Below are 6,173 nucleotides of genomic sequence, written 5' to 3' on the forward strand. Positions count from 1 at the left end.
ATTGACGCAGAGCATGGGAGCCATAAGCGGAAGTTATTTATGGCGAAATCCTTAGGATGTTAAATAAATCTTATGGCACGACAGTGTGCTCTTTTATTCAAATGGTGAGTAAACATCATGCAGATTTAGACTTTAAAACATACCGCTTGTTTTTATAAATAATGTCCGAAACATTGATATTGAGGAAATGATCATGCTGCACTTACTGTTGACCTTTGCAGGCTTGCTTTTTTTACCGGAAATAGCCTTAGCGGAGGAATTAAATAACCTAGGGTTAACCGGCACTGAACGAGGCATCTATACCGTTTTGCTTTTCATGGTGGCTTATGGCTTTGTGATGACGGAAGAATTTACCCATCTGCGTAAATCTAAACCTGTGATATTTGCTGCGGCAGTAATATGGGGGCATGTGGCGATATTAGCTAAAGAAGCAGGTGTGTCGAATGAAGAATTACTCGCAGCCTTTGAACATGATATAGAAGAATATGCCGCACTAATGTTGTTTTTACTGGTCGCCATGACCTACATCAATGCCATGTCTGAACGCAATGTATTCGATGCCTTGCGATCTTGGTTAACCCGCAAACAGTTCGGGTACAAGCAATTGTTTTGGATAACCGGCATCATTACGTTCTTTTTATCGTCTGTGGCCGACAATCTGACCTCGGCATTATTAGTGGGCGCAGTGGTATTAGCGGTGGGTGCCGACAACGAAAAGTTCGTGTCAGTCAGTTTTGTTAACTTGGTGGTCGCTGCTAATGCAGGAGGCGCGTTTTGCCCGTTTGGCGACATTACTTCGTTAATGGTTTGGCAGGCCGGTCACGCCGAGTTTTTTGATTTCTTCAAATTGTTTATCCCCTCCGTGGTTAATTATGCCGTACCTGCATTTTTTATGGCGCAAGCCATCCCTGACTTACAACCCAAGGCAAACAATGAAGTAGCCGTTATATTAAAGCCCGGTGCGCTGCAAATTTGTGGCTTGTTCGTATTAACCATCATATCGGCGGTTTGTTTTAAGCAATTCCTGCATTTGCCGCCTTTTATGGGCATGATGTTAGGGCTTTCTGTTCTTATGCTGTATGGCTATAGCCTAAAAGTGCGATATACCGTAGAAGCTAGCGAGCGTTTCGATATTTTTAGCAAAGTAAAAGCCGCCGAGTGGGATACCTTGTTGTTTTTCTTTGGGGTGGTGTTTGCCATCGGCGGACTGGGTTATATAGGCTATTTGGAGTTACTGTCGGCAGCCTTGTACGACGGCTTGGGCGCCACCACTGCCAATATTCTGGTGGGCGTGATTTCGGCAGTGATTGATAATATTCCGATTATGTTTGCCGTATTGAGTATGAATTTGGATATGGATTTATATCAATGGCTGTTGATAACCCTGACTGCGGGTGTTGGCGGCTCGTTATTCTCGGTTGGTTCTGCAGCCGGGGTAGCGTTGATGGGGCAATCCAACCAGAAATATACATTTTTCAGTCACTTGAAATGGACGCCTGTCATTGCAGCGGGTTATATAGCCAGCATCGTTGTGCATTATTTAATCAACGGTTAGTGGGTTACAACTAGGAATAGCCGGAACCCAGAAGTCATGGATGACTGAAGGCCTTACACATCGATGTGACCTGGATGCCGGCAGCCCCAGAGGGTATGCCGGCATGACGTGCTTGGATGGCGGGAAGTTATGGTTTAAATGTCCCGTCGAGACTGATTTCTAAATTTTATTGCACCAATCTTAATGAAACATCTAAAACTATCGACTTATCCAACTGCTCGCCAATGATATCGCGCAAGCCGGCGATATCATTAGCCAGAATCAGTTCAGAACTGTGTAACTGACCCAAAATTTTGATTTTATCGCCATCTGGTGCTGCTGAAACATCTGTTAATAGTAGTGTTTTACCGTTGACTTCATAAGTTTTGGTGCTAATGCTTTTTTCCATGCGTTGATAAACCACTGTATTTTCTAAAGCTTTATACAAGGGAATACTGATTAAAACTGTCAAAAGTACAGAAAACCCAAGACCTCTATTGACCTTGATGACAGGGGCAAAACCAAGGCAAAGAAAGGTTAAAGTACCGGCTAGGGTAATGCCCACCAAGTTGGTTAAAAATAATAAGCCGGCACCACTGATAATGTTCCAGTCAAACCAACCTATACCTACGCCCATTACACAGACCGGCGGCACCAAGGCAACTGCCACAGCAACACCGGGTAAGCTTTTTTGAATGCTTTCTCTGGCATGCGCATAGGCTGCGGCAATACCCGAGACAACGGCGACGCCCAAATCCAATAAATTGGGTTGCAAGCGGCTCAATATCTCGTTTGTCGCCTGTTCGTAAGGTAAAAGGAACGTGGTGACTGCGGCTACTAACAAGGTCAAGCCCGTGCCTAAAGTAAGCACTTGTAAAGCAGCCATCAATAGTTTGTTATCGTTTCGCAGGATGCCCATGGACATGGAGACCAAAGGCCCCATTAAAGGCGCTAAAATCATCGCACCAATGACGACAGGGGTACTGTTTAGAAACAAACCTAATGTTGCCAGCATAGTGCTTAGCATCATCAGTAATACAAAAGGCATCGAAAAACAGGCATAGTCTCTCAATAACACAAAGGTTTCCTTAAAATCTTCCTCTTGGGCAATGGAAAATAAGGGCAGATGTTGTTTCAGCGTTGTTAAACGTTCTTCGCTTTGCGGCAAGGTTTTAGTCTTGATGATTTCCTTGCTAGCATCTGTTGTTGCTGGTGCGACTAAAAACTTTTGTCCCACTTTTACCGTTACGGCTTTGGGTATGATGTTAAATTTCAGTTGACTTGTGCTACGCGGCTGGCCATCAATGTAATAATGAATTTCTTCGTTATTTTCCAGAGATAAACTGGCGGTTTCTATATAGCCTATGGAGCGGGATAAGCGAGGATTGGGCGACAAAACCGATAGAAAAAAACTTAAATAATCCATGATAGACGACGGCGCGACTAAAACGGCGGATAGCTTACCGTTCGAGTTGACTACCGTTTCGTTGGCAAAATGTTCGGCTAAGGATTCGATGTCGTTTTCAATCACCAAAGCACCGACGATGGCGGTTTTTATTTTATGGCCTTTTGCAGTCGTTATCAGAACAGTCTTCGGTTTTAAGCGTAATACGGCCATCAGATCGGCAGGCATTGCCTTTAACCGCTGCCATAACAGGGCTTGATTGTCTGCCATATGGCGTAATTCAATCAGCGGCACATCACCGAAAGTCACTAGCCAGGACACAACTTCACCGTTACATAACAGCAAATCCAGTTGCGTGCCTTTTTCACTATCCAAGGCAATCGGCATGGCATCTTCCATTTTGGTCGGTATCTGATATAAACGACAAACTTTGGATTTTGGATGCACAGGTAGTAAACCGACCGAAAAGTCATGCTGATGCGCCATTTGTAATAAAGTCCCTAGATCCGAGCTTTCTAACAGGGCAATCACATGAGATGTTTGGGCCAGATAACGTGGAGCTTCGGCAACAAAACGTTCTAATTCAACAGCTTCTAGTGTTGCGCCCAAATGTTCTGCACAATCCAGGGCATGGGGCAATAAATGTTTTTGTTCGGGTTTATGGATTAGCCAGCCTGTCTCGATGATTGCCATATTTTGATCTGCCTCTATTGAGATATTAGTTTTTGCTCTGCTACACAAAGGTTATGCGGCAGCGCTAAGGGTTTTCGAAGACACTTATTCTCTTATGTTTCATGCATATGGGGGATTTTGTCTATATTGCCAAGGATGGTAAGATTACAATCGAATAGCAACTGGATTTAATTCTTTCATTTCCAGTTTAATTCATATTCTCCTAATCGATGAAAAACATTATGACTGAAAAATTTAATATTCATGTGGGGCCAGAAGAAATTCGCCAAATTATAAAAAAAAATCTACGCGAACATTGGAAATTATTTCTGGCAGAAGGGTTGTTTTTTATCGCCTTGGGTGTCACAGCGATCATTATTCCCAGAATATTTAGTATAGGCATTGAGCTCATGCTGGGTTGGTTGCTATTGGTCGGTGGTATGGCTCAAGTCATCAGAGCCCTGAATATGATCAAGATGCCAGGTTTTAGCTTGTGGTTGTCTGGTGGCATTTTACAGGCTGTGATCGGATATTTTTTAATATCGGCACCCACGCAAGGCGTCATGACGCTGACTTTTTTACTGACTATCTTTTTTGCCTTGGATGGCATGGCAAAAGTTTATCTGTCTTATATGGTTTATCCGCTAGCCCGCTGGGGTGGACTCTTGCTGACTGGTATTACATCGCTGGCCTTGGCAATGGTAGTTTGGGCAGGCTGGCATGGTAGTTCAACCTGGGTACTGGGTTTGTTGGTGGGTATTAATATGATTTTTATCGGTATCACATTGGTTAATATCAGCTTGCATCATAAAACCTATCAATAACATTTAATTCGCTGATCCAACGGTGTAGGGATATGCATAGTGTGCTTTTTCTGAAATGGCAATAGCTCATCCATTATGAAAAATGAGTCGCAAACCTTATTCCCACCTTTGGGTGCAGAGCACGCCAAGTCGATGGCGACTGAAGCGCTGCTGCAGTATCAGGCCTGCGACGCAAAAGGTCTATCCTTGGCAGAAATCATTCTTTTTCTAGGTATGTAAAATCGCTCATTACACAGTCATTTTCGTTGAAACTGGATGTGTTTGCGTTGTACAGTCCTCTGTGGTTATATTCGCAATCTAAAACCAAATAGGAAGACCTTATATGCTTAACCAGATCAAACTTTTTTTTGAACAACATCTCGCGCTGCCATTGCCTGAAGATACAACAGAAGAACAATTGCAACTTGCAAGCGTGGCTTTATTTATGGAAATGATGGTGATGGATGATGTATGCGAGTCAAAAGAGCGTAGTTTGATTTTGTCTTTGGTTCAAAGCTGTTTTTCTTTTACTGCCGAACAAGCCGAGACTTTGATTGCATCTGCCGAAAAACAAAGACAGCAGGCGACTGATTATTTTGAATTTACTTCGTTGATTAATAAGCAATGTAGCTTGGAACAAAAAATTCAGTTAATTGAGTCTCTTTGGCGAATTGCTTATGTCGATGACAAATTAGATGCCCAAGAAGAATATCTGGTAAGAAAAATTGCAGGGTTGCTCTATGTGCCGCATATCGATTTTATTATGGCAAAGAACCGTGTTCACCCAGCATAGTTTGCGCGAACTGTAAGTCATATAACCTCTGATTAACTATTTAACCTGTCGTTAATGAAAGTTCGGCCTGAAGTATAGGTATCAGAATTCCCATTAAAATTAGCGGGTGGGTATGCTGTTTTGCAATATAAGTACTTATTCATAAATAAACCAGCAATGAAATAGCCTCGTTAACTTGCTGGTTTCCACCCCATGATGTGCGATGTCACGACTCATACAGGCTGTAGAAAGATCGCGGCTCATGAGTGCTCTGTGAAATAGCTGGTTAATTATGTTTGAGTAATTATTTATCCACTATTAATCGTCAATGAGTTTTTTAATATAAAACCTGTAAAACATAAAATATGCTTATTGGTGGTGCTATGTTGTGCCAAAAGATCCATGTTCAAATAAGTTAATGGCGTGGTATCGGAAAATTTCAAGCTAGTTGTCGCCTCAATGTAAAATTTTATGCGGCTATTTTGTCCGGATTAACGACCTCCTGAGGCGAGTTATTTTGGGTTTCAGCATGATCTGGATTTAAATGCACGGTATGGATTCTATTCCAGTTGCGGGTACTTTGACTCCAGCGCCGAGGGTTTTGACTGCGGGCGTGCTCATAGAGCGCATCGCGTTGATTCAACAGTGCCTCGTCCAAGCCTTCATGGCGTTGGGCCGGGGTGACAAAACCAATGGCGCTATGGCGATGTTCATGGTTGTACCATTGCACTAAATCGGCCACCCATTCACGAGCGACGTTAAGATCGGCAAACGGTTTTAACGGGTATTGCGGGCGATATTTCAGGGTTTTGAACAGCGATTCCGAGTACGGATTGTCATTGCTTACCGCCGGTCGGCTGAGTGAGGGCATGACGCCCAGCAGTTGCAGGGTGGCCAGCATGGTGGCGCCTTTCATGGGGCTACCGTTATCGGAATGCAGGATGACTTGCCCAGGTTGCAGGCCTTCACGCCAATAAATATCCCGTA

6 protein-coding genes are annotated in these 6,173 nt (G+C 43.4%); 4 read left to right on the forward strand and 2 right to left on the reverse strand.

Going from position 1 to position 6,173, the window contains the following annotated elements; genetic code table 11:
* Window positions 1-193 precede the first annotated feature (193 nt).
* The gene (gene nhaD / locus A1359_RS04065; protein WP_157200456.1) at window positions 194-1,555 is read left to right on the forward strand and encodes a sodium:proton antiporter NhaD; all 1,362 of its coding nucleotides are present in this window, start codon (window positions 194-196) and stop codon (window positions 1,553-1,555) included.
* 166 nt (window positions 1,556-1,721) lie between these two features.
* Here nhaD and A1359_RS04070 read toward each other — a convergent pair whose 3' ends face one another.
* Window positions 1,722-3,632: a TIGR00341 family protein gene (locus A1359_RS04070; protein WP_066978410.1), complete on the reverse strand. Its 1,911-nt coding sequence runs from the start codon at window positions 3,630-3,632 to the stop codon at window positions 1,722-1,724.
* A gap of 221 nt (window positions 3,633-3,853) precedes the next feature.
* On the opposite strand from A1359_RS04070, the gene A1359_RS04075 reads away from it, so the two are divergent.
* The 3 genes from A1359_RS04075 to A1359_RS04080 all read left to right on the forward strand — a co-directional run bounded on the left by A1359_RS04075 (window position 3,854) and on the right by A1359_RS04080 (window position 5,207).
* On the forward strand, window positions 3,854-4,435 hold the full coding sequence (locus A1359_RS04075) for an HdeD family acid-resistance protein (protein ID WP_066978413.1): 582 nt from the start codon (window positions 3,854-3,856) through the stop codon (window positions 4,433-4,435).
* A 75-nt stretch (window positions 4,436-4,510) separates the two neighbouring features.
* Window positions 4,511-4,654, forward strand: coding sequence for a hypothetical protein (locus tag A1359_RS22235; RefSeq protein ID WP_157200457.1), 144 nt, complete (start codon window positions 4,511-4,513; stop codon window positions 4,652-4,654).
* Between the two features lie 103 nt (window positions 4,655-4,757).
* The gene (locus A1359_RS04080; protein ID WP_066978415.1) at window positions 4,758-5,207 is read left to right on the forward strand and encodes a tellurite resistance TerB family protein; all 450 of its coding nucleotides are present in this window, start codon (window positions 4,758-4,760) and stop codon (window positions 5,205-5,207) included.
* A gap of 448 nt (window positions 5,208-5,655) precedes the next feature.
* Here A1359_RS04080 and A1359_RS04085 read toward each other — a convergent pair.
* The coding region (locus A1359_RS04085; RefSeq protein WP_157200458.1) for an integrase core domain-containing protein at window positions 5,656-6,173 on the reverse strand (518 nt) is incomplete at its 5' end.

Origin of the sequence: Methylomonas lenta (assembly GCF_001644015.1) — a bacterium.
GTDB lineage: Bacteria > Pseudomonadota > Gammaproteobacteria > Methylococcales > Methylomonadaceae > Methylomonas > Methylomonas lenta.

Coding starts and splice junctions, on each gene's coding strand:
- nhaD (WP_157200456.1), top strand. CDS start 194: ATGCTGCACTTACTGTTGACCTTTGCAGGCTTGCTTTTTTTACCGGAA.
- A1359_RS04070 (WP_066978410.1), bottom strand. CDS start 3,632: ATGGCAATCATCGAGACAGGCTGGCTAATCCATAAACCCGAACAAAAA.
- A1359_RS04075 (WP_066978413.1), top strand. CDS start 3,854: ATGACTGAAAAATTTAATATTCATGTGGGGCCAGAAGAAATTCGCCAA.
- A1359_RS22235 (WP_157200457.1), top strand. CDS start 4,511: ATGAAAAATGAGTCGCAAACCTTATTCCCACCTTTGGGTGCAGAGCAC.
- A1359_RS04080 (WP_066978415.1), top strand. CDS start 4,758: ATGCTTAACCAGATCAAACTTTTTTTTGAACAACATCTCGCGCTGCCA.